Origin of the sequence: Tumebacillus amylolyticus (assembly GCF_016722965.1) — a bacterium.
Taxonomy (GTDB): Bacteria; Bacillota; Bacilli; order Tumebacillales; family Tumebacillaceae; genus Tumebacillus; species Tumebacillus amylolyticus.
Genome location: NZ_JAEQNB010000003.1, coordinates 318,993 through 340,491, shown reverse-complemented (window position 1 = coordinate 340,491; position 21,499 = coordinate 318,993). Strand labels below are relative to the sequence as shown.

At 55.9% G+C, this 21,499-nt stretch carries 24 protein-coding genes; 19 read left to right on the top strand and 5 right to left on the bottom strand.

The window, feature by feature from the left end; genetic code table 11:
* Window positions 1-90: 90 nt before the first annotated feature.
* From JJB07_RS11665 to JJB07_RS11610, 12 genes are all read left to right on the top strand, one after another.
* A complete protein-coding gene (locus JJB07_RS11665) occupies window positions 91-624 on the top strand; it encodes an RNA polymerase sigma factor (RefSeq protein WP_201635175.1) in 534 nt (177 codons plus the stop codon).
* Entirely contained in the window at window positions 621-2,090 is a 1,470-nt protein-coding gene (locus JJB07_RS11660; RefSeq protein ID WP_201635173.1) for an anti-sigma factor, read from the top strand. Before JJB07_RS11665 ends, JJB07_RS11660 begins: the two co-directional genes overlap by 4 nt.
* Before the next feature lie 66 nt (window positions 2,091-2,156).
* A complete protein-coding gene (locus JJB07_RS11655) occupies window positions 2,157-2,324 on the top strand; it encodes a hypothetical protein (RefSeq protein ID WP_201635171.1) in 168 nt (55 codons plus the stop codon).
* Window positions 2,325-2,424: 100 nt separating this feature from the next.
* Window positions 2,425-3,033 (top strand): hypothetical protein, encoded by a 609-nt coding sequence (locus JJB07_RS11650; protein ID WP_201635169.1) that lies wholly within the window; start codon window positions 2,425-2,427, stop codon window positions 3,031-3,033.
* Window positions 3,034-3,268: 235 nt separating this feature from the next.
* Window positions 3,269-3,484, top strand: a complete 216-nt coding sequence (locus JJB07_RS11645) for a ferredoxin (protein ID WP_201635167.1) — start codon at window positions 3,269-3,271, stop codon at window positions 3,482-3,484.
* 195 nt (window positions 3,485-3,679) lie between these two features.
* A complete protein-coding gene (locus JJB07_RS11640) occupies window positions 3,680-4,255 on the top strand; it encodes an RNA polymerase sigma factor (RefSeq protein WP_201635165.1) in 576 nt (191 codons plus the stop codon).
* The gene (locus JJB07_RS11635; RefSeq protein WP_201635163.1) at window positions 4,252-5,046 is read left to right on the top strand and encodes a DUF881 domain-containing protein; all 795 of its coding nucleotides are present in this window, start codon (window positions 4,252-4,254) and stop codon (window positions 5,044-5,046) included. Before JJB07_RS11640 ends, JJB07_RS11635 begins: the two co-directional genes overlap by 4 nt.
* A 99-nt stretch (window positions 5,047-5,145) precedes the next feature.
* Window positions 5,146-6,027 carry an NAD(P)-dependent oxidoreductase gene (locus tag JJB07_RS11630; protein WP_236588017.1) on the top strand — a complete coding sequence of 294 codons (882 nt, stop codon included), beginning with the start codon at window positions 5,146-5,148 and terminating at the stop codon, window positions 6,025-6,027.
* A 151-nt stretch (window positions 6,028-6,178) separates the two neighbouring features.
* On the top strand, window positions 6,179-7,363 hold the full coding sequence (locus JJB07_RS11625; protein WP_201635161.1) for a hypothetical protein: 1,185 nt from the start codon (window positions 6,179-6,181) through the stop codon (window positions 7,361-7,363).
* Between the two features lie 142 nt (window positions 7,364-7,505).
* Window positions 7,506-8,588: a hypothetical protein gene (locus tag JJB07_RS11620; RefSeq protein ID WP_201635159.1), complete on the top strand. Its 1,083-nt coding sequence runs from the start codon at window positions 7,506-7,508 to the stop codon at window positions 8,586-8,588.
* Window positions 8,589-8,663: 75 nt separating this feature from the next.
* Window positions 8,664-9,152, top strand: a complete 489-nt coding sequence (locus JJB07_RS11615) for a glutathione peroxidase (RefSeq protein WP_201635157.1) — start codon at window positions 8,664-8,666, stop codon at window positions 9,150-9,152.
* Between the two features lies 1 nt (window position 9,153).
* The gene (locus JJB07_RS11610) at window positions 9,154-10,332 is read left to right on the top strand and encodes a thiolase family protein (RefSeq protein WP_201635155.1); all 1,179 of its coding nucleotides are present in this window, start codon (window positions 9,154-9,156) and stop codon (window positions 10,330-10,332) included.
* A gap of 43 nt (window positions 10,333-10,375) precedes the next feature.
* Here JJB07_RS11610 and JJB07_RS11605 read toward each other — a convergent pair whose 3' ends face one another.
* Window positions 10,376-11,098, bottom strand: coding sequence for a PepSY domain-containing protein (locus JJB07_RS11605; RefSeq protein ID WP_201635153.1), 723 nt, complete (start codon window positions 11,096-11,098; stop codon window positions 10,376-10,378).
* Between the two features lie 108 nt (window positions 11,099-11,206).
* Between JJB07_RS11605 and JJB07_RS11600 the strand changes: the two genes are divergently transcribed.
* Window positions 11,207-11,725, top strand: a complete 519-nt coding sequence (locus tag JJB07_RS11600) for a D-glycero-alpha-D-manno-heptose-1,7-bisphosphate 7-phosphatase (RefSeq protein ID WP_201635151.1) — start codon at window positions 11,207-11,209, stop codon at window positions 11,723-11,725.
* A 66-nt stretch (window positions 11,726-11,791) separates the two neighbouring features.
* Here the strand turns inward: JJB07_RS11600 and JJB07_RS11595 are convergent, their stop codons facing one another.
* Window positions 11,792-12,715 (bottom strand): proline dehydrogenase family protein, encoded by a 924-nt coding sequence (locus JJB07_RS11595; RefSeq protein ID WP_201635149.1) that lies wholly within the window; start codon window positions 12,713-12,715, stop codon window positions 11,792-11,794.
* Window positions 12,716-12,904: 189 nt separating this feature from the next.
* On the opposite strand from JJB07_RS11595, the gene JJB07_RS11590 reads away from it, so the two are divergent.
* The 6 genes from JJB07_RS11590 (at window position 12,905) to JJB07_RS11565 (ending at window position 19,072) form a co-directional block, all read left to right on the top strand.
* Window positions 12,905-13,243 carry a hypothetical protein gene (locus JJB07_RS11590; protein ID WP_201635147.1) on the top strand — a complete coding sequence of 113 codons (339 nt, stop codon included), beginning with the start codon at window positions 12,905-12,907 and terminating at the stop codon, window positions 13,241-13,243.
* A 113-nt stretch (window positions 13,244-13,356) separates the two neighbouring features.
* Window positions 13,357-14,907: an L-glutamate gamma-semialdehyde dehydrogenase gene (gene pruA / locus JJB07_RS11585; protein WP_201635145.1), complete on the top strand. Its 1,551-nt coding sequence runs from the start codon at window positions 13,357-13,359 to the stop codon at window positions 14,905-14,907.
* A 141-nt stretch (window positions 14,908-15,048) separates the two neighbouring features.
* Window positions 15,049-16,092: a uroporphyrinogen decarboxylase gene (hemE, locus tag JJB07_RS11580; RefSeq protein ID WP_201635143.1), complete on the top strand. Its 1,044-nt coding sequence runs from the start codon at window positions 15,049-15,051 to the stop codon at window positions 16,090-16,092.
* The gene (gene hemH, locus JJB07_RS11575) at window positions 16,089-17,024 is read left to right on the top strand and encodes a ferrochelatase (protein ID WP_201635141.1); all 936 of its coding nucleotides are present in this window, start codon (window positions 16,089-16,091) and stop codon (window positions 17,022-17,024) included. The genes hemE and hemH overlap by 4 nt, the downstream gene beginning before the upstream one ends.
* Before the next feature lie 6 nt (window positions 17,025-17,030).
* Window positions 17,031-18,485, top strand: a complete 1,455-nt coding sequence (hemG, locus tag JJB07_RS11570; protein WP_201635139.1) for a protoporphyrinogen oxidase — start codon at window positions 17,031-17,033, stop codon at window positions 18,483-18,485.
* Window positions 18,486-18,907: 422 nt separating this feature from the next.
* Window positions 18,908-19,072 carry a hypothetical protein gene (locus JJB07_RS11565; protein WP_201635137.1) on the top strand — a complete coding sequence of 55 codons (165 nt, stop codon included), beginning with the start codon at window positions 18,908-18,910 and terminating at the stop codon, window positions 19,070-19,072.
* 276 nt (window positions 19,073-19,348) lie between these two features.
* On the opposite strand, the gene JJB07_RS11560 is transcribed toward JJB07_RS11565, so the two are convergent.
* The 3 genes from JJB07_RS11560 to JJB07_RS11550 all read right to left on the bottom strand — a co-directional run bounded on the left by JJB07_RS11560 (window position 19,349) and on the right by JJB07_RS11550 (window position 21,455).
* Entirely contained in the window at window positions 19,349-20,146 is a 798-nt protein-coding gene (locus JJB07_RS11560; RefSeq protein ID WP_201635135.1) for a carbon-nitrogen family hydrolase, read from the bottom strand.
* An 81-nt stretch (window positions 20,147-20,227) separates the two neighbouring features.
* The gene (locus JJB07_RS11555) at window positions 20,228-20,692 is read right to left on the bottom strand and encodes a hypothetical protein (protein WP_201635133.1); all 465 of its coding nucleotides are present in this window, start codon (window positions 20,690-20,692) and stop codon (window positions 20,228-20,230) included.
* 4 nt (window positions 20,693-20,696) lie between these two features.
* A complete protein-coding gene (locus JJB07_RS11550; RefSeq protein ID WP_201635131.1) occupies window positions 20,697-21,455 on the bottom strand; it encodes a hypothetical protein in 759 nt (252 codons plus the stop codon).
* Window positions 21,456-21,499: the final 44 nt, after the last annotated feature.

The following is a 21,499-nucleotide window of genomic DNA, read 5'->3' as shown; positions in this document are numbered from 1 at the left end:
TCTGGTATGATGGAAACAAATATTTTTGCGCAACAAGTGCAACTTTTTGACGCTTGTTGGCATCGTTTAGTAAGGGAGGGAAGAACGGGGATGCAGCAAGATTTGGAGATCGTCGCAGAAGCGTTGCAGAGCAAGGAGAAACTGACGCAGTTTTTGCGTACGATCGAACCGTTCATCTACCAAACGGCGTATTACATGACCGGCAAGAAAATGGATGCCGAGGACGTGACCCAAGATTGTCTCTGGAAAGTCTGCCGCTCCCTGAATCAGTACCAAGGGCAAGGATCGATTCGCGGCTGGGTTCATCGCGTGGTCGTCAACACCGTCCGTGAACAAGCCCGCAAGAAAAAAGCGCAGTTCGTCGAGTTCGACGATACGCTGCAAGCTGACGATCTGTCTGTGGAGAAGCAAGTGGAGATGAAGTTGACCGAAGAGAATTTGCACCAAGCCATCGCGGCCCTGCCTGACAATTACCGTGAAGTGCTGGTACTTCGCCACATACACGACCTGTCGTACCAAGAGATTGCAGAAACTCTTCAATTGACGGAAGCACAGGTCAAGACCCGCTTGTTCCGAGGGCGGGAGAAATTGAGAACTTTGTTTACAGGAGGTGAGGAAGCGTGACCCATGACAACTACCGTGACTTGATTCAGCGCGAGTTGGACGACGATCTGTCTCTTGAGGAGACGGAACTGCTTGACGGACATACTGCCACATGTGCCGATTGCCGAACGGAGCGGGAAGAGTATCGCCAATTGGCGCTGGGTTTGAGAAGCATGAAAGCGGTGGTTCCGGAGCGAAGCTTCGTGTCACAGATGGAGTTTGACTTTGACGAATTGCTGCGTCCGCAGCCGCAGGTGACCCCGTTGCAGAAAAAAGGACGCCGCCTCCCGAATCGATGGTGGCAAGGCCTCTCCGTAGCCGCCGTCGTCGTCATCGCGATCGGGTTCACCGCGAATTATCTGCCGGGTACGTCTTCGAATGAGGCGAAATCGGGCTTGCAAAATGGAACGCCCCTCGCACAAGTGACGACCCCGACGACGCAGACACCGACTTCCGAAGCACCCGCCACGACGGGCAGTGCTGTTCAGAATCCTGTCGTCGTCGCTTTAAACGACAGCAAGGTCCAACAGCAGACTTCGAAAAACGACGCAGCGTCTGCCAATGTGAACGGTTCGTCCACGAACGCCTCTACGAAAAACGCTTCGTCCGCCACTGCTTCTGCCCAGAACGGAACGTCCGGCAAGGCAGTCAGTCAAACGGTCACGCCTCTGCAAACGAAACCGACCACGCCTGCTACGCCCACTGCGCCTTCCAAGGACTCCACTCAGCCGGTCGTACCTACCGGCCCCGTGGTCGCGGAGAACGACCACCATACGAGCGGGGGCACAGGCATGGTAGGTGCAACCAAGCCGTCTGATTCGCATACCGGCCTCGTCGCAGATGGGGGTCCTGTGACGGTCGCCGTCTCGCCTTCGCTTCAAGATCGTGACCACGCGTATGGATTGGTCGCCGGAGCCCTGTCTGCCGAGCGTCCGCCACTGCCGTTGATCATTGGATTTATCCAGCAGAAGCCGAGCGTCTTGAACGAAAAACTCCAAGCGCAAGTCCACACGGGCGATACGTCTGTCCGTTGGGCAACCGATCCAGACCAAGTGGTGCAACACGTTCTGACCGACATCGGATTTGCACCGACCGCCATCGTAACCGGGACCAAAGACCCTGATCGCGTGAACGTGCAGCAAGGGGGACAGCAGTACATCGTGAAACTGTCCCAACCGTTTGACAGCGGCGCTGACGGCATCTGGCAACCTGTGCAGATTTCCCGCATGCTTTCCATGACTTCGCAAGAGCTGACCGACAAACCGATTTTGGAGTACTTCGACCATTTGCAGTCCATCAACACGGTCAAATTCTCCAACATCCAAGTCGAAGAGAGCCTGTTCATGGGCCGCACGGTCGTCGGGGCTGATATGACCTCTTACACGCCTTATGGAGATGTGGAGACCCGCTTGGTTTTCTCCTTCCATCTGCGCTTGAACGGTGATTACACGTGGTCGCTCGACGGCACGCCGACGATTCGTCACTAAGAGATACATGTATTTCCAATGCAGGGTGCATACTACTCCTACCAACCCGTAACGGAGGTATGCACCATGAAAAAACGCACGTTGCTCATCCTCGCGATCCTCACGCTCTCGTTTGCCACATCTTCGGCGTTCGCAGCCGAGGGGCAAGGCGAGCAGAGCAAAAACGCAGGTGTTGGAGGCAAGCATAATTTCGACCAATGGCAGACGATCAAACGCCTCCAAATCACGAATTGAGCCCTTGAAAAGAGACCTGACGCACTTCTGTCGAGGTCTCTTTTTGCTTGTCCTGCATACGATTAGGACAGATAGATGTCCATTCGACAGGAGGGAGCTCATGTTCAAAACAAAACGAGTCTATTGGCTTCATGTCGCCGCGGCCGCCGGTCTGGCCTTGATGCTGACCGGTTGTTCCCAGCAGACGGCGCAACCCACACCGACGAAGCAGGTCCCGACTCCAACCCAACCGAACGTCCCCAAGGAATCCGGCACTTCCAGCGAGACTCCGACCCCAACCCCGAGCGTTGACAAAACGGACGACGAAATTCAAGTCGAGATCAAGGAAAAACTCAACCGTTTGACCCACACGCAAGGCTATATCCTACCGACAGACTCTTCCCAACAAGTCGTGGGCGCAACCACTCTCGCGGAAGTCAGCGAACTGTTGAGGAAAAAAGGCTACTCCTCCGACCTCGCCCACAAACTCACCGCCTCGTTTTACCAAGAACAGGGTTCTGCCGTGACGATCATCGCCAAGGACGGGTATGTCGGCGCGTTCGATCCGGCTCTGGACGCCGTTCTCGCGCGCAAGAACAAATACAGTTGGACCGTCACACAAAAACACCCTGACGACGCCCTCTACGGCCCGCACACCGCCACCTACGAGGTCGAAGTGCTCAAGGACGGGTCTTATCGATTGAATTCGTGGTCCGTTTCAAGTCTCTAAAAAAATATAGTGAGACCGATTCTCATTTGCATCGTTTTGTGATATACTATAGGCAAGTGTTTACTAAATGCCAAAGAATGAGAAAACACAAGTATTCGTTGCCTATATCCCTCTACGGTTTACTCCTGCCTATTTGAGACACAATAGGACAGGAGATTTCTGCATGGAATTCTTGCAGAATCTATAGAGATGATTTATAATCTCTCTCAGAAGACACTGAAGGAGTGGTATTAAAATGGCAAAGACTTGGGTTGACAAAGATACCTGTATCGCATGTGGCGCTTGCTACAGCACCTGCCCGGATGTATATGAATCCGATGACGACGGCTACGCTTTCGTAAAACTTCCGGGTGGCCTCGAAGGCTTCGTAGAAGTTCCGGAAGAGTTCCTGTCTGATGCACAAGATGCAAAAGACGGTTGCCCGACCGAATCCGTTCGTTGGGAAGACTAATCCCAACATTCTACATGGATACGAAACAGCAAAACCGCCGTTGATCGGCGGTTTTTTTGTGACCTAGACATTTGAGCGAATATTTTTGATATACATTTTTTGAACGTCAGGTGTAACCTTTAAACCACCCCGGTGTCTACTTTGACGATAACGGTGTGGAGATGGGAACTGGCTTCTGGGGGAGTGAGTGTGCGCATGCTTGAACCGGAAGATCGCTCCAGAGAGCTTGAGGATCTTTTTCACGATCTGTACGACCGCTATTTTCTTGACGTCTATCATTTCGTCTCGTACTCGATCTCCCGGAAGCAAGACGCGGAGGACCTCACACAGGAAGTATTCGTGAAGGCGTACCGCGGCTTGGCGAATTTCCGCGGGGACTCCGAGATGCGCACTTGGTTGTTTGCGATTGCGCGCAACACGATCCGCAATTGGATCGTGCGCAAGAAACCCCTCCCGAGCACCGAGGACGAATATCTCTGGCAACTGCCGGAGACCGGCGATTCGCCGTCAGACGTCTTGGAAGAGAAGGAAGCGATGCGCAAGTTGCAACAGGCCCTCGACCAAATCAAGGATTCTTACCGCACAGTGATCGTACTGCGGGGGATTCAGGGATTTTCCGTCAAGGAAACGGCCGATATCATGGGTTGCAGCGAAACCAGCGTCAAAGTTACGCACTTTCGCGCGTTGCGAAAACTGCGTAGCCTACTCGCCTCCGATCCGTCCTTTCCCATACACCTCCACCCTCTACCGTCAAAGGAGGTGGGTACATGAACTTCCGTAATTCAGATAGACAGCCGAAGCCAACTCATGACATGGAGTCACTTCAAGAAGCGTTGGCCAACCTGCCGAGGTCTCAACCTCGCGCCGGACTCAAGCAAGAACTTCTCACGAGGGTGTTAGCCGAAGCTCGTCAGGAAGAGACGGTCGTTCGGAAACGCCAGCTCCGTTTCGCACTGCCAAGTCTACGGCTTACGTGTACGCTGGCCGGGGCAACGCTTGCCGTCCTGCTCGTGTGGAAGTTGATGCCAAGCTCTCCGAACGGCCAGTTGCTTGCCGACAACGAGGAGACTCTCAGCGGGTTCAACGCAACCCAACAGATGGCGCAAGAAATTGCGCTCAAGAAGGGCGACAGCAGTGACCGCCTCTTGCGTCAGACGATTCCGCACCTCAACGGCCAGTTTATCGGTGAAGGTGTGGAGATCGTGCTCAACGACAAGCAAGCGCTTCTCGTGCGCAAGGGCGCGACCCAGAGCGAGATCGAGTCGAACTACGACCTGCACCGTCTCGTCCAGGAGATTTACACCGGCGGCGGACAGATCGTGGAGATCAACGGCATCCTCGTCAAGCCGTACACGGAGATCATCACCCGCGGTACGTTGACCGCGGTGAGCGAACGTCGCATCCAGTCGCCGTTCACGATCAAAGTGATCGGCGACAGCAGCAAACTGTACGAGACTCTGAACCAGAGTTCTTCCGTCCTCATGAGCTTGAAGGACGAGAAAGAGATGGAGGTCTCCCTCGAACAGACCCATCTGGTCAGCATCGACATGAACCACAACTAGAATCTGCAAGAGCCGCCTCGCGAGTCGCTGAGGTGGCTTTTTTTCGTGTTTCGGAAGTTATGGTACAATTGGGAGAACAGCTTGGAGGAGGGTACATAGATGAACTTGAAATTGGGTTGGATCGGACTTGGCAACATGGGGCAACCGATGGTGACGAGGCTCTTGAACGCGGGCTTTGACGTCACCGTCTACAACCGCACCCGTTCCAAAGCGGAACCCTTTGCACAACTCGGTGCCAAGATCGCAGAATCTCCGCGAGACCTCGCGCGTCAAGTGGACACTGTGATCACGATGGTTTCGGACGGGGCAACGCTTGAGGAAGTTCTGTACGGCGAGGGCGGTTTGCTCGGCGGCGTGCGCGAGGGACAAACAGTGATCGACATGAGCACCGTGGGGCCCGAACCGGTGCAGAAAGCAGCGGCGGCGTTCGCAGAGCAGGGCGTGAAATTTCTCGAAGCTCCGGTGTCCGGCTCGGTTGGTCCGGCGAAGGACGGGACGCTCGTCATCCTCGTCGGCGGTGACGAAGCGGCCTACGAAGTTCACAAGCCTATGTTCGACGTGCTCGGCAAAGCGTCGTTCCACTTCGGAGAGAACGGGCAGGGGGCCAACGCGAAACTCGCGATCAACCTGATGCTCGGTGTGTTCTTGCAGGGCCTCTCCGAAGCGCTCGTACTCGGCAGCAAGGCAGGCCTCGACCGTGCGACGCTGCTCAACGCGATCGCGCAGACGGCCGTGGCGGCTCCGATCGTGCTGGGCAAGACTCCGAGCATCCTCGCCGATGAATTCCCGGCGGCGTTCGCCCTCAAGCACATGGAAAAAGACTTCGGTCTCGCTCTCGACGTGGCAAAAAAGTCGGAAGCCGCCCTCCCGGCGACTTCCGCCTCGCATCAAACTTACGTCGCCGCCAAAGCCAACGGGCTTGGCGATCACGATCTCATGGCGATCCTCTCGCAATTGGAACGCCTGAGCGGGTTGAAGTAGTGTAAAAAGAATCCCTCTACGCTAGAGGGATTCTTTTTTTTCGTGGGAGAGGTTGTAAATCTTGACACCAACCCCCTTCTATATTACAAGTTCCAAATGACGTTCTGTCAGTGAAAAGTAGTGGTTTAATTTTAGGGAGGGAGGTTTTACGATGGACAAGAAAAAGATCTGCATTTTGATCATCCACGGCATGGGGGAGCAAGGTGTCTACGAGACATTAGACGTCTTCACGCGCAACCTTGTCGAGTCGCTCCAATCTTCGAAGCAGACTCGCATTCAGTTGAAGCACCACCGCATGCGTCTCTGCGATGAAATGCATGATTACATCAAACTCTCCCAAGATGACGAATCCTCGATGGAGCTGGACATTCACGAATACTACTGGGCACACACCATGCAAAGGGTGATTTCGTTCCAAGAGGTTGTACAATGGCTGATCCGCGCATCCGACGGGGCCGAGAAGTTTTATGACGAGAACGAAGAGTTGGCCCGCCGCTACGAACATGATGACGCATACGCCAACGCCTACCGCGACGGTAAATTCAAGCGCCGTTGGTACTTGAAACACATCGGCAAAGGAGTTCGCCTCTTTTACTCGCTCTCCCGCCTGTTTGGAAGTTTGCTGCCGAAGTCGGTGGAGCCGCTGTTCCGCCTGTTGATGGGCAAACCGGAGCAGATGATCGTAGACTACCTCGGGGATGTGGCGGTCTACACGTCGAGCGACCGCAAGTCGAAATTCTATGAGACCCGTCAAACCGTACTGAACGGTGCGGTAGAGAAAATGACGGCGCTCTTGCGTCAAGATTACGAGAAAGTCTTGATCGTCGGACACGCATTGGGCAGCGTCATCGCCTACGATGCGCTCAACCAATTGAATCTGCGCGCCAACCATGAGGAGCAATTGGCGCATGACATCCGCAAAATGTACGAGATGGTCACGATTGGGTCGCCGCTCGACAAAGTGAAGTTTTTCTTCCGTGAGCATGTGCCTAAGGGGGAGTATGTCAAACGTCTGATCTTGAATTCGTTGAACGGGTTCCGCCGCCGCGATGTGCATGACACGGCGACCGACAGCGAGCCGGAGCTGTCCAGCACGCTCGAAAACCACTTGCAACATCTGAACTGGACGAACTACTACGATCTCAAAGACCCGATTGGCGGGCACCTCGATTTTTACGAAGGGGTGGAAAACATTCAAGTGGACAACGGGCACGAATGGGGCTTTGCGCACGTGGGGTACTGGCAGAACGGCAACATCTACCAAGACGTGATTCAACGCGTCGAGCACGCTCTGGCAGAGGCTCGCAACGACATTCGAGTGGGAGAGACGGCCTAGCATGAACACAACCTTTTGGCAAGCAGGTCCCGACTCCAAGCAGTCGGGACTTTTTTCTTATCTCGTTAGGTTGTAAATGGACAAGTTCTGGGTCATTTGTATGATAGGTACTTCTGAAACCCTGAAGGGAGTGGTACAGGCGATGGAGAAAATGAAGATCGCGATCTTGATCACGCATGGAGCCGGGGAACAGGGGGAACTCGATACGCTGGACGTGTTTGCCCGCAACCTGATCCAGTCCCTACAGGACAGCCGGGGACAGGGGCTGAAGTTGACGCATCGCCGTCTGCACGGGGCCAAGGGCGGCGAAGATTATGTGCAACTGACCGACAGCGGCCGACCCGGATGGGAAGTGGATTTGCACGAATTCTATTGGGCGTCGCTTACGGAGCGGCAGATTTCATTTCGAGAGACGTTGGACTGGGTGGATACGGCCTCGAACGGGGCCGGGCTGTACGAAGTGGGCTGGGCGTTGCGCGGGATGAGCTCCCTCGGGCGTTTGGGGGAGAAGCTCATGCCGAAGTGGCTCGACGGGGCGTATCGGCTGTTGATGGGCAAAGCGACGCAGTTGGTCGTGGACTATCTCGGCGATGTGGCGGTCTACACGGCAGGAGATTTGCGCTCCAAGTGGTATGGGGTTCGCGAAGACGTGTTGAACGGTGCGATGGAGAAACTGCTGACCTTGATCAACGAGGAGTATGACCGCATCATCCTCGTCGGCCATTCGCTGGGGAGCGTCGTGCTCTACGATGCGCTCAATCGCCTGAACTTGCTCATGAACGACGACGCGGTGCTCGCGGCCAAACGGCATAAATTGTTTGAGTTGATCACGCTCGGGTCGCCGCTTGATTTGACGGCGCTCTATCTGTCGGAGCGCATTGCCGAGGAGGAGTATGTCAAACGCTTGATCTTGGACAACGTCAACGGGTTTCGACGTCGTGGATTGAATCCTCACGCGCCAGAGGGGATGGTGTTGGGGAGCACGGTTGTGGATTGTCTGACCGAACTGCGCTGGACGAATTACTGGGACTTGCGCGACCCGATCGGGGGACCGCTTTCGCAGTACGATGGGGTGGAGAACGTCCAGACGGACAATGGCCGGTCTTGGGGACTGGCGCATCTGGGGTATTTTGAGAATTTGCAAATCTATCGCGAGGCGATTGACCGTGCCACGCCGCCGGAGAAGCCGGCGGATCCGGCAGAGCGTCATCTGCGCGCAATTTAATTCACGGGGGCGGGGTCTCGACGAAGGGGTCGGGGCCTTTTTTGTTGAATAGGATGGAGTAGGAGGGATGTACATATGAATCGTGATTTTTACAATCTTACTGTCAACGCAGCAGACGGTACCCCGAAACAACTGGAAACGTACCAAGGGGACGTGCTTTTGATCGTCAACGTCGCGTCTGAATGCGGTCTGACTCCGCAATATGAAGGCTTGGAAGAGTTGAACCGCAAGTACCGAGACCAAGGTCTGCGCGTGTTGGGCTTCCCGTGCAACGACTTCGGCGGTCAAGAGCCGGGCACGATGGAGCAGATTCAAGAGTTCTGCAAGATGAAGTTCGGTGCAGACTTTGAACTGTTGGAAAAAGTGAAGATCCTCGGCGACGACAAGCACCCGCTCTACACCTACCTGACCACGAATTCGGAACCGGCGGGAGATGTGACGTGGAACTTCGAGAAGTTCTTGATCGCTCGCGACGGCAAACTGGCGGCGCGCTTCTCTCCGCGAGTGACTCCGGAGGATTCCGAATTGATCGCGGCGATTGAGAGAGAATTGGAGGCGAAGTAAGATGAGAGACGTCTATCTCGTTTCCGCCGTACGCTCGGCGATCACCTCGTTTGGCGGCCCGCTCAAAGACACGATGCCGTCCGAACTCGCCGCTCAAATCATCACGACGGCGGTGGAGAAAGCAGGACTTGAGAAAGGCCAAGTCGAGGAAGTCATCCTCGGCCACTGTCTCCAACGCACCGACGAGCCGAACACGGCACGGACGGCACTGCTCAAAGCAGGTTTCCCGCACACGACGACCGGCTTCACCATCCAGCGCCAATGCGGCTCCGGGATGCAAGCGATCCTCGACGGGATGATGCAAATCCAAACGGGGTTTGCCGACATCGTTGTCGCAGGCGGCGTGGAGGTCATGTCGAACGCGCCGTACATTTTGAAGCAAAACCGCTGGGGCCAGCGCATGCAGCACAGCACGGTGTACGATTCGCTGTGGGAATGCCTGACCGACCCGCTGTCCGGCGATATGATGGGCGTAACGGCTGAGAATCTGGCAGAGAAGTACGGCATCTCCCGCGAGGAGCAGGATGCTGTCGCTCTCGATTCGCACCAAAAGGCATTGGCGGCGATGGAATCGGGTCGTTTCGACCGCGAGATCGTCCCCGTTCAAGCGAAAGCGGGCCGCAAAACGGTCGAAGTCACTCGTGACGAGCATCCGCGTGCTGACATTTCGATGGAATCGCTCGCAAAGTTGAAGCCTGCCTTCAAATCGGAGAACGGCTCCGTCACGGCGGGCAACGCGTCAGGGATCAATGACGGCGCGTCGGCTGTCGTGCTCATGTCGGGGGAGAAAGTGCAAGAACTCGGCGTGAAACCGCTGGCGAAGATCGTCGCGGGGGCGGTAGCAGGAGTCGAGCCGGAATTGATGGGCTACGGACCGGTTCCGGCGATCCGCAAACTGCTGGAGAAAACGGGGCTGACCACGGACGACATCGACGTCTGGGAGATCAACGAAGCGTTTGCAGCGCAGTACCTTGCTGTCGAACGCCTCTTGGAACTCGACCGCGCCAAAGTCAACGTCAACGGCTCCGGCATTGCGCTCGGTCATCCGGTTGGCAGCACAGGCTCCCGCATCACGGGGTCTGTCGTGCACGAGCTTCACCACCGGGGTTTGCAGCGCGGCATCGCGTCGCTTTGCATCGGCGGCGGGCTTGGGCTGGCCATTCTCGTCGAGCGCGTATAGAAAAAGACACCCTGTGCCGCCTCGCGCGACACAGGGTGTTTTTTTACTTCTTCTTGGTTTTGATGTCGTTGTATTTATAGAGGATGTCGCCGGTCATGGCGTCGACGAAGACTTTCCAGTCGGCGGGGGTGTTTTTGTCATAGACGTTGACGATGTAGACGAGGTTGATCTGATCCGGCTCCGGGTGTGCGAAATAGTGGAGCAGAGCTTGCGGCGGTGCGTCGGGGTGCTCGACTTTGACATCGGCAAGTGCCGCTTTGATGGCGGCTTGCGCGTCGAGGGTCGGTTTTTTGAGACGTTCGGAATTCTGCTCGACGTTTGCGGTGAATTGCCCGTTGATGGAACGGACCACTCGGGACTTGTCGATGTGGACGATGATCTCGTCGCCCCAGACCGGGATGCCGTTGACGACATGGGTGAGGCGGACGTGTTGCATGCCGAGTTCGTCGTGGTCCACGCGTTTGAGAGCGAATGACTTCTTGGCTTTGTCCACATGGTAGAGGTCGCGGATCGAATCGAGGAAGGTCAGCGCCATCTCGAACGGTTCGCCCTTGAGCGGCTTGGAGAGTTTGCCGGAGATGAAGCGCGGCGTGCCGAGTTTTTCGTCCCATTTGACTTGGATCGTGCCGCCGCTGCGATCTGTCATCTCCTTCAGCTCGCGATGCTCACTGGGAGACATTTGATCGCTCGGCTCGGCATGGGCCGTCAGCGGCGACACAAGCACCGCCAGCGCAAGGAATGAGGATAGCCAACGTTTTGCTTTCATGAGCGAAACTCCCTCCTGGTTGGAATAGCTGTCAGTGAGTAGCGTACCCAACCAAGATTCGGCACATGCTAACGAGGAAGATCGGAATGAAAAAGGAGGGATGCCCCGATGAGTCAACCGGCCGTTTTTCTCGACCGAGACGGGGTGATCAATGACCATGTGCGTTTCGTGAACACGCCCGACGACCTGATTTTGTTCCCCGGTGTCGGCCCTGCGATTTCCTCGTTGCGAGACGCGGGCTATCAGGTGTTCGTCGTCACCAACCAAGGCGGCATCGGGTTGGGTCACATGCAGGAAACGGCGTTGCATGCAATTCATGAAAAAATGGAGCGGGAGTTGGAGCGAGACGGTGCCATTATCGACGAGATCGCATACTGCCCGCACAAACCCCACGCCAAGTGCGCCTGCCGCAAACCCGAGCCCAAGATGATCCTCGACCTCGCGCAGAAGTTTGATGTAGACCTCAGCCGAAGTTTCATGGTGGGAGATCGCGAGTCGGACGTCGAAGCCGGGCAGAAGGCCGGTACGAAGACCATTTTCATCGGAGCCAAGGGCGAGACCGACCCGAAGGCCACGCACAACGTCAAGACACTGGTGGAAGCGGCGGAGTGGATCTTGAAGCACTAGACAACGCCATACGCAAAAAAAAAGGCACAGCCCCCACCGGGGCTGTGCCTTTTTCCTTTCAATAACCTACTTGCGGAACATGTTCTTGATGATGAAGAACGCATTCGCCGGACGTTCTGCGATGCGGCGGGTGAAGTAGCCGTACCAGTCGTTGCCGTACGGGACGTACACGCGCATTGCGTAGCCTTCCTTCACCAGTTGACGCTGGGTTTCCGGACGCACGCCGTACAGCATTTGGAACTCGAAGCGGTCGTTCGGGATGTTGTGCTTCTTCACGAACGCTTTGGTGTGGTTGATCACGTTGTCATCGTGCGTCGCAACCGCCGTGAAGTGGCCGGACAGCAGATGCATTTCGATGATCTTGAGGTAGTTGTTGTCCACATCGACCTTGTTCGGGAACGCGACGGTCGGGGATTCCAAGTACGCGCCTTTGACGAGACGCAGGTTGCAGTGCTCATACGTCTCTTCGAGATGCTTCACATCGTCCACCGTGCGGAACAGGTACGCCTGGATAACCAGACCGACATGCTTGCCGTACTCGCGTTTCAGCTCGTCGAAGATCTCCATCGTGATGTCGATGTGCGCATAGTCTTCCATGTCGATGCGCACGAAGTTGTCGTACTCGCGTGCCTTGTCCAGAATCATGCGCATGTGCTTCATGCACAGTTCCTTGCTCAGGTCGAGACCCAGCGAGGTCATCTTGAGCGACATGTTGGACTTTACGCCCGATGCCTTCACAGCATCCAGCACGTCAAGGCAAGCGCGAGTCGATGCGAACGCTTCCTGCTCGTCAAACACGAACTCACCCAGATGGTCGAGGGTGACGACCAGACCGTCTTTGTTGAGCAGTCTGACTTGCTCGATCGCTTCTTTCAGCGTTTCCCCCGCTACGAAGCGAGCCGCGCCGAGACGCATGCCGTATTTTTTTATGAAACCGCTTACTACTTTATTGCCCGAAACGGACAAGACGAGTTTTCTGCTGAAAGACATCTCAATCAACCTCACTTCACTCTATGAAATCTACTGAATTTAGACACAGAAAGGACAAATCCTCAACTAGTATAGCATACGCCCATGAATACGTCCTCATTTTAGCGCCCATTTTTCGCCATGTTTTGCGCAAGGCGGGCTCCTGTCACATACAGTAGGGTGACTCTACCGATTGAAAGGAGCTCTCCCATGTCGCAGAACCTCTGGAATCCCTACAACTTCCGCAATGCCGACGCAGAAGTCACCTTCACGCAAGAAACCAACCTCGTCCCGGAACAATGGCAGTTCCCGCTGGAAAACACCCAATATCCCGCGTACTATGAAGTCCCGATGCCGCAACAATTCCCGTACCCGCGCAACTTCCGTGCTCAAACGCAAAACGGAGACGAGATTGAATACGAACTGCGTTTCTTCCCGGGGCCGATCATTCGCCCGCCGTTCTATGGACCCTTCCCCGGCCCGTACGGTCCGTTCCCGGTAATTCGCCCGCTCCCGCTGGTGCCACCTGTTCCGCCGTTCTTTTGGTAGTCTCTCCTAGACGGGCCTCTTCGGATGCCCGTCTACTTGCTTCACCTTTCGAACTTCGCTACAATTAGCTTTGGAAAGAACCAAGAATACATACGATATTGGGGGTACTTCTCGTGGCAGTAAGCTTGTACCGTACTGAGCCTTTCATGGACTTCACCCAACCTGACATCCGAGAAAAAATGCTCACCGCTCTGAAAAAAGTGGAAGCAGAACTCGGCCGTGAATATCCGCTCGTCATCAACGGCGAGAAAATCACCACGACTGACAAATCGACTTCGATCAACCCGTCGAACAAAGACCAAGTGATCGGCGTCGTCTCCAAAGCGGACCAAGCTTTGGCTGAACAAGCGATGCAATCGGCACTCTCCGCCTTCGAATGGTGGCAAGACGTGGAACCGAAGGAACGCGCGCGCATCCTGCTCAAAGCAGCTGCGATCATGCGTCGTCGCAAATACGAATTCTCCTCTTGGCTCGTCTTCGAATCCGGCAAGAACTGGGCAGAAGCAGACGCGGACACCGCTGAAGCGATCGACTTCATGGAATTCTACGCGCGCGAAATGGTTCGCCTCGCAGAAGAACAAAACCTCACCCGCATCGACGGCGAAGACAACGAACTCGTCTACCTGCCGCTGGGCGTGGGCATCGTCATCCCGCCGTGGAACTTCCCGCTGGCGATCATGGTCGGTATGACCACCGCTGCCATCGTAGCGGGGAACACCGTCGTCCTCAAACCGGCAACCCCGACTCCGGTCATCGCTGCGAAATTCATCGAACTGCTCGAAGAAGCAGGGCTTCCGGCAGGCGTTGTCAACTTCTGCAACGGCTCCGGCTCTGTGATCGGCGACTACCTCGTCGACCACCCGAAAACTCGCTTCATCTCCTTCACGGGTTCCAAGGAAGTCGGCATCCGCATCTACGAACGCGCTGCAAAAGTTCAAAAAGGCCAAATCTGGCTGAAGCGCGTCATCGCAGAGATGGGCGGCAAGGACGCTCTCGTCGTGGACAAGGGTGTAAACGCACTCGAAGCGGCGCAAGCGATCGTCACTTCGGCGTTCGGCTTCTCCGGCCAAAAATGCTCCGCGGCGTCCCGCGCGATCATCCACGCCGAGATCTATGACGAAGTGGTCAACCACGTCGCAGAACTCACCCAAAAACTCACCGTCGGCCCGGCGCACACCGAAGGCATCGGCCTCGGTCCGGTTGTCGATGAGTCTGCGTACAACAACATCCTCAACTACATCGAAATCGGCAAGTCCGAAGGCCGCGTCATCGCAGGCGGCGGCAAAGCGGAAGGCAACGGGTACTTCATCCAGCCGACCGTCATCGCAGACGTTGACCGCAACGCACGCATCGCGCAAGAAGAAATCTTCGGCCCGGTCCTCGCGATCACCAAAGCGAACGACTTCGACGATGCGCTGGCGATTGCCAACGGCACCGAGTTCGGTCTGACCGGCGGCGTGTTCTCCAACGACCGTTTCAACCTCAAAAAAGCTCGTGAAAAGTTCCACGTCGGCAACCTGTACTTCAACCGCAAGATCACGGGCGCACTCGTTGGCGTGCAACCGTTCGGCGGTTTCAACATGTCCGGTACCGACTCCAAAGCGGGCGGCTACGACTACCTGCTGCAATTCACCCAAGCGAAGTGCGTCGTCGAGCGCTTCTAGCATTTGGAAAAAGGCTCCTACCCGTCACGGGTCGGAGCCTTTTTTTTCGCAATGCGACACAATTCCTTCATTTGAAATCACTCTCTTGTTAGGGTAGAATGTGCATGGAAAGTAAATACATAACGGAAAATGGTGACCTCCATGACCTTTAACGATACGTTCTTACGCTCGATTCGCAAGGAATCCATCGACCATGTGCCGGTTTGGTACATGCGCCAAGCAGGCAGATACCAAAAGGAATACCTCAAGATCAAGGAAAAATACTCGCTGATGCAAATCTGCGAAATTCCGGACCTCTGTGCGGAAGTCACGATCTCGCCGGTGCGTCAACACAACGTGGACGCGGCGATTCTCTACTCCGACATCATGATCCCGGTCAAACCGCTGGGCGTGAACGTCGACATCGTCGCGGGCATCGGCCCTGTCATCGACAACCCGATTCGCTCGCTGGCCGACGTACAAGCACTGCGCCCGCTGGAACCGGACAACGACTTGCCGGCGACGCTGGAGACGATTCGCATCTTGAAAAAGGAACTGAACGTTCCGCTGATCGGCTTTGCAGGCGCACCGTTCACGCTCGCTTCCTATATGGTCGAGGGCGGCCCGTCCCGCGAATATCACAAAACCAAAAAGATGATGTACTCCCAGCCGGACATCTGGCAAGCGCTGATGGACAAGCTCGGCGACATGATCATCACGTACATGAAGTCGCAAGTCGCGAACGGCTGTGCGGCGATTCAAATCTTCGACTCTTGGATCGGGGCGCTGTCGCAGGACGACTACCGCCGCTATGTATTCCCGACGATGAAGCGCATCTTCGAAGGTCTCAAAGACTTGGGCGTGCCGAAGATCTACTTCGGAGCGAACACCGGCCATCTGCTCGACCAATGGAAGGAACTCGACATCGAAGTCGTCGGCGTCGACTGGCGCATCGGTCTCGACCGCGCGCGCACCATCGTCGGCGACAAGTTCGCGCTGCAAGGCAACCTCGACCCGGTCTACCTGCTCGCACCGTATGACGTGCTGGAAGCAGAAGCGGCGAAGATCATCGACCAAGGTCTGAAACAACCGGGCTTCGTCTTCAACCTCGGCCACGGTCTGTTCCCGGACGTGCCGGAAGCGGCCGTTACCCATCTGACCCAATTCATTCACGACTACAGCAAGCGGAGGCTGAGCGAACGATGAGCAAAAAAATCATCGGCATCCTCACGATGGCGTACGGCACCCCGACCGCTGTCGATGAGATCGAACCGTACTACACGCACATTCGCCGCGGTCGTCCGCCGGAGAAGCAACAACTGGACGACCTGATCGCCCGCTATGAGGCAATCGGCGGTCTCTCTCCGCTCAACGAAATCACAGGCCGTCAAGTCGTCGGCCTCGCGATGACGCTGGCGCAGATGGAACCGGATGTGGAATACCGCGTCTACATCGGGATGAAACACTGGCATCCGTACATCGACGAAGCTGTTCAACAAATGCACGCAGACGGCATCACCGAAGCGGTCGGCATCGTCTGGGCGCCGCACTACTCCTCGATGAGCGTCGGCACCTATATCGAATACGCGGAGAAAGCCCGTGAGAAGTATGGCGGCCCCGCGAAGATGACCTATGTGCAGGACTGGCACATGCAACCGAATTTCATCGCATCGACCGCAACCCGCGTGCGAGCGGCGTTGGACGAAATTCCGGAAGCGCAACGCGCAGAGACGCCCGTGGTGTTCACGGCGCACAGTCTCCCGGCGCGCATCACCCAGATGGGCGACCCGTACCCGCAGCAGATCGAAGAGTCGGCTCGTGCCATCGCCAACGCAATTGGTCACAAAAACTGGTTCACCGGTTGGCAGTCGGCCGGCCGCACGCCGGAACCGTGGCTCGGCCCGGACATCCTCGACGTGATCAAGGAACAAGCGCAGCAAGGCGTGAAGTCGCTCGTCATCTGCCCGTTCGGTTTTGTTTCCGATCATCTCGAAGTTCTGTACGACGTCGACATCGAAGCGAAGCAACTTGCAAACGAGCTGGGCATTCAACTCGTGCGCGCCGCGTCTCCCAATGACGAATTTGATTTCTTGCGCGCCGTCGCCACTGCCGTCCTCGAACAAGCAGATAAGGACTGATACAGCATGGAATCCAAACACGTCATCGTCGTCGGCGGGGGCATCACCGGCCTCGCCACGGCTTATTACGTCGAGACCAAAGCCCGCGCAGCAGGCAAGTCGGTCACCGTCACACTGCTCGAATCGGACGACAAATTGGGCGGCAAAGTGCAGACCGAGCAAATTGACGGGTTCACGATCGAGCGGGGTCCGGATTCATTTCTCGCCCGCAAAGTCGCGGCGGTCAATTTGATTCGGGAATTGGGCATCGACGACGAACTCGTCGGGCAGAACCCGGCGTCTCGCAAAACCTACATCCTGCACCGCAAGAAACTTCACCGCATCCCGGCGGGCATGAACGTGGGCGTTCCGACCCAGTTCGTACCGTTTGCCACCACCGGCTTGCTGACGTGGGCGGGCAAGATTCGGGCCGGGATGGACCTGTTCAAACCCAAAGCGGAGGTAAAAGGAGACCAGTCGATCGGACTGTTCCTTGAACGCCGCTTGGGCAAGGAAGTTGTGGACTACCTCGCAGAACCGCTTCTGGCGGGCATCTACGCGGGGGACCTGCGCAACTTGAGTTTGCGTTCGACGTTCCCGCACTTGGAAGGCTTGGAGCAGAAGTACGGCTCCCTGATCAAAGGTATGCTCGCTCAAGCCCAAGAAGCCAAAGCGCAGCAAAAAACGCCGCCACAGCCCGAGCTTGGCGCGCGTCCCATTCCGAACTCCATGTTCCTCTCGTTCCGCACGGGGCTCTACCGCCTGATCGAACGCTTGGAATACGTTCTCGAAAAAAACGGCGTGACCCTTCGCACCGGCACCGCCGTCACGAAAGTCGAGAAAAACGCCGGCGAGGGTTCTGCGTATGCCGTGCATCTGGAAACCGGCGAGACTCTCCGTGCAGACGCTGTCGTCATGACGGCCCCGACATACGACTGTGCCCGCTTGTTGCCTGAGCACTTCGCTCAGAAAGCGTACCTCCTGCAATTGCCGTACGTCTCCGTCGCCAACGTCGTGCTTGCGTTTGGCAAGAACGCCATCGACGAGCAACTCGAAGGCAGCTCCGGATTCGTCGTCCCGCGCAAGGAGGGCCGCACGATCACAGCTTGCACGCTGACTTCGAACAAATGGCCGCACACCGCCGACAAAGGCAAGACCCTGATGCGCTTCTACGTTGGACGGGCGGGCGATGAACAGATCGTCGACAAGTCCGACTCCGACATCATCGAGAAAGTTCGCAAGGACCTGTTCGACACGATGAAGGTCGAGGCAGAGCCGCTGTTCTCCCGCATCACCCGCTGGCGCAAAGCGATGCCCCAGTACACCGTGGGTCATCTCGACCGCGTGAAGACCTTCGTCGAAGAGTCGCGCAAGGAACTGCCCGGGATCTACTTCGCAGGTTCGGGGTTCTACGGACTCGGCATCCCGGACTGCATCGCCCAAGGGCTCAATACGGCCGAAGAAGTAATCCAAGAGATTTGACACATCTGTGTCAGATCTCTTTTTTTACACAATTGCCGATGGTTTTCCTTAATTGTGCCACAATTGCGGAGTACTATGAAAACAAGGAAACCAACACCCCACTGTGAATCCGCCGAGCCTCCCTGAAACCCGGCGGTCACATAAAGCAGTGCCAGTCAGGACCTTTGCTTTTGGTAGTTTCACCCAAACCCCTTTTCTTTCCCTTGATGCCGCGTCCTCACCGACGCGGTCTTTTTTTTGTATAAGGACGTACGCTGAAGCAGATGCTATCTTTCGAGCGTGTGCAAGCACCGGAGTGCGTCCTTGGAGAATCTTGGTCATGTATGTTTATATTCACAAAATGTTTAGAAAATTTCGCTTGTAAAGCAAAGTACCCTTGCGTATAATCAGTACCAACAGAGAAATAGGAGGGGATTGAGACCATGGCTATGAAAACCGAGTGTTGCGCGCTTTGTCATGCGGAAACCGACGTAACGGAAGAAACACCGTCGTATGAACGCAAGAACTACATCGACACGGCAGGTCAACTCTGCCCGGAATGCTACTCCTTCGTCGCAGCGAACAAGGAATGGCATAATCTCCTGTAGAGAGAAAACAAACCAGGACGCAACGAGCTCACACAAAAAAAGCCTTCCGCCACAGGAGACGGAAGGCTTTTTTTGCTGTCTCCTCACACCGAATTAGTAGTGGGAAGGAACGAGCAGGATGAACAGGACGAAGATGATCAGGAAGACCACTGCCCAACGGGTGTAACCGCCGAAAGTACCGTACATGTAGACACAACCCCTTTCATGAGAGTGGATTTTGAAAACTCCCACACTCTAAGAGATGCGGCAAGACGGTTTCTCGACAGGTACAAGCGTCTATTTTTTGGTATACAAATCCGGTCGGCGGTCTTCGAAGATCGGGATGCGGCTGCGAATTTCCGGCACGATGCCGAGATCGACGGTCGCGTAGAGGATTTGCTCCGATTCATCGCCTTCGACGAGAATTTCTCCCCACGGGTCGACGACCATCGAGTGGCCGAAGAACGCCGTCTCTCCGGCCACGCCGACGCGATTGGCGGAGACCATGAACATCTGGTTCTCGATCGCCCGTGCGATTTGCAGGTGACGCCAGTGGTTCAAGCGCGGATGCGGCCACTCGGCGGGCAGGAACACGATCTGGGCGCCTCCAAGGGACAGCGAGCGAGTCAACTCCGGGAAGCGCAGGTCGTAGCAGATCATCGTCCCGACGGGGACGCCGTCGAGTTCGAACAGCCCGATCTCGTTGCCCGATTCGAGGTATTTCTCCTCGTCCATGAGGCGGAAGAGATGCATTTTGGAGTATCGTCCGACGACTTCGCCTTGAGAGTTGAACACGAACGTCGAGTTGTAGACTTTGCCGTCCACGAGGTTGGCGACAGACCCGGCGTGGATGTTCAAGTTGTGGAGGCGAGATAGTTCGCTCATCAGGGCGATCGTTTCTTGCCCGTCATGGTCGGCGATCTCGGCGATGTTGGTGAGGGAATAGCCGGTGTTCCACAACTCCGGCAGAACGACCAGATCGGCACCGCCGGCAGCAGCTTCAGCGATCAATTCGCGGACTTTGGCGCGGTTGACTTCCGGCTGTCCGAACGCGATGTCCATCTGCAAGAGGGCGAGACGTACTTGTTGGGTCATGATGACTCCTCCGATTTTCGTGAGATAGACTTAGAGTAGCACAAAAAAGAGCCTGGCGTCTCGCGTCACAGGCTCTTTTTTCTAAGATGGGCGGTCGACTTTGGCGAGGCCGAGGGCATGGTGTTTCCAGAGGGTTTGGCGGACTTTGTCTTCCAGTTCTTGCGGGCACTTCACGAGAAGCACGACTTCTGTGGAGATCGCGCCGTGGCGGTTGCGTTCACGCTTGGGACGGGTGATGAAAAAGTCGATCAGAAAACCCAAGACCCCGCCCCCGAAGATCCCGATCAACGCCCAGAGGATCGGGCCCCAGTTCAGAATGTACCCGTAGATCGTCCCGAGCACCATGAAAATGGCGCTGCACATCGCCGTGCCGTCAAATGTGGAGATGCCGTCGGAACGGTGCAGGGAGTCGAACAGGCGGCTCTCTTCGGCTCGTTTGTCCAAGGGCACGGCGAACAGGTCGGTTTCGGTCAGACCTAATTTTTGCAACTCATACAAGGCAAATTCCAACGACTCCATCAATTCGAACGTGGCGAATAGGAACATGGGCTCACCAGATCCATTCGAAATCAGGGGATTGGTAGTTGTTCTGCAAGTAGGAGGTCAACTCCATTTCATAGAGCTTGTTATATTCTGTCGCAGTCAGGTAGGAATCATAGATGCTAAAGGCATAGAGCGAGGGAAAAAACAGTCCCCATGCGGGGTTCAACACGGTACGGGCTTGTTCAAAGTCTCCGTGAAACGTGTACAAGACCGAGGGTAAGAGATGCGATTGGTAGACGACTGCGATCCACGAGAACAACGCGAAAAATCCTGTGGACAGCCGGTAGCAATACAAGTGGCCGGTGCCGGGCATCAGAGCGGACCAGAAGGCGGCGAGTTTCGGATTGAGCTTGTTCAGGAAGTTGATCTCCAATGAATCGATGGCGAATTTGCGGATGGGGGCTTTTTCATGGCGTGCCAGCAGGAACTGGGTGTTGATCTCCATCGTCGAACGGTAGCTGTCCCAGATTGCGTAGAGATACACCGGACCGTAGAGGAGAAACCACGTGTTGTCCAAAACTTGCTTCGCCATTTGAAATTGTCCGGTGAACGAGAACACGATGGCTTCGTTGAGATGTGCGTGGACGTTGATGAACAGCTCCCAGATGACCAAGAGGACCCCTTTGAAATAGCGGCAGAGCATGATATGACCGAAGCCGGGAAACGCAGCCGACCACCAAGCCGGAATCCAAGGATTGCGCGGGTGAATCTGGTTGACGGTGTAAGGGTTGAGATACGCTTGGATACGACGGCCTGAAACCTTCATGGCGGAGAACTCCCTTGTCCTAGAAATGAGACCAGAAGTATTTT

What these genes read in the sequence shown, in the direction of transcription:
- JJB07_RS11665 (WP_201635175.1), top strand. Translation starts at nt 91, where the DNA reads ATGCAGCAAGATTTGGAGATCGTCGCAGAAGCGTTGCAGAGCAAGGAG.
- JJB07_RS11655 (WP_201635171.1), top strand. Translation starts at nt 2,157, where the DNA reads ATGAAAAAACGCACGTTGCTCATCCTCGCGATCCTCACGCTCTCGTTT.
- JJB07_RS11650 (WP_201635169.1), top strand. Translation starts at nt 2,425, where the DNA reads ATGTTCAAAACAAAACGAGTCTATTGGCTTCATGTCGCCGCGGCCGCC.
- JJB07_RS11645 (WP_201635167.1), top strand. Translation starts at nt 3,269, where the DNA reads ATGGCAAAGACTTGGGTTGACAAAGATACCTGTATCGCATGTGGCGCT.
- JJB07_RS11640 (WP_201635165.1), top strand. Translation starts at nt 3,680, where the DNA reads ATGCTTGAACCGGAAGATCGCTCCAGAGAGCTTGAGGATCTTTTTCAC.
- JJB07_RS11635 (WP_201635163.1), top strand. Translation starts at nt 4,252, where the DNA reads ATGAACTTCCGTAATTCAGATAGACAGCCGAAGCCAACTCATGACATG.
- JJB07_RS11630 (WP_236588017.1), top strand. Translation starts at nt 5,146, where the DNA reads ATGAACTTGAAATTGGGTTGGATCGGACTTGGCAACATGGGGCAACCG.
- JJB07_RS11625 (WP_201635161.1), top strand. Translation starts at nt 6,179, where the DNA reads ATGGACAAGAAAAAGATCTGCATTTTGATCATCCACGGCATGGGGGAG.
- JJB07_RS11620 (WP_201635159.1), top strand. Translation starts at nt 7,506, where the DNA reads ATGGAGAAAATGAAGATCGCGATCTTGATCACGCATGGAGCCGGGGAA.
- JJB07_RS11615 (WP_201635157.1), top strand. Translation starts at nt 8,664, where the DNA reads ATGAATCGTGATTTTTACAATCTTACTGTCAACGCAGCAGACGGTACC.
- JJB07_RS11610 (WP_201635155.1), top strand. Translation starts at nt 9,154, where the DNA reads ATGAGAGACGTCTATCTCGTTTCCGCCGTACGCTCGGCGATCACCTCG.
- JJB07_RS11605 (WP_201635153.1), bottom strand. Translation starts at nt 11,098, where the DNA reads ATGAAAGCAAAACGTTGGCTATCCTCATTCCTTGCGCTGGCGGTGCTT.
- JJB07_RS11600 (WP_201635151.1), top strand. Translation starts at nt 11,207, where the DNA reads ATGAGTCAACCGGCCGTTTTTCTCGACCGAGACGGGGTGATCAATGAC.
- JJB07_RS11595 (WP_201635149.1), bottom strand. Translation starts at nt 12,715, where the DNA reads ATGTCTTTCAGCAGAAAACTCGTCTTGTCCGTTTCGGGCAATAAAGTA.
- JJB07_RS11590 (WP_201635147.1), top strand. Translation starts at nt 12,905, where the DNA reads ATGTCGCAGAACCTCTGGAATCCCTACAACTTCCGCAATGCCGACGCA.
- hemE (WP_201635143.1), top strand. Translation starts at nt 15,049, where the DNA reads ATGACCTTTAACGATACGTTCTTACGCTCGATTCGCAAGGAATCCATC.
- hemH (WP_201635141.1), top strand. Translation starts at nt 16,089, where the DNA reads ATGAGCAAAAAAATCATCGGCATCCTCACGATGGCGTACGGCACCCCG.
- hemG (WP_201635139.1), top strand. Translation starts at nt 17,031, where the DNA reads ATGGAATCCAAACACGTCATCGTCGTCGGCGGGGGCATCACCGGCCTC.
- JJB07_RS11565 (WP_201635137.1), top strand. Translation starts at nt 18,908, where the DNA reads ATGGCTATGAAAACCGAGTGTTGCGCGCTTTGTCATGCGGAAACCGAC.
- JJB07_RS11560 (WP_201635135.1), bottom strand. Translation starts at nt 20,146, where the DNA reads ATGACCCAACAAGTACGTCTCGCCCTCTTGCAGATGGACATCGCGTTC.
- JJB07_RS11555 (WP_201635133.1), bottom strand. Translation starts at nt 20,692, where the DNA reads ATGTTCCTATTCGCCACGTTCGAATTGATGGAGTCGTTGGAATTTGCC.
- JJB07_RS11550 (WP_201635131.1), bottom strand. Translation starts at nt 21,455, where the DNA reads ATGAAGGTTTCAGGCCGTCGTATCCAAGCGTATCTCAACCCTTACACC.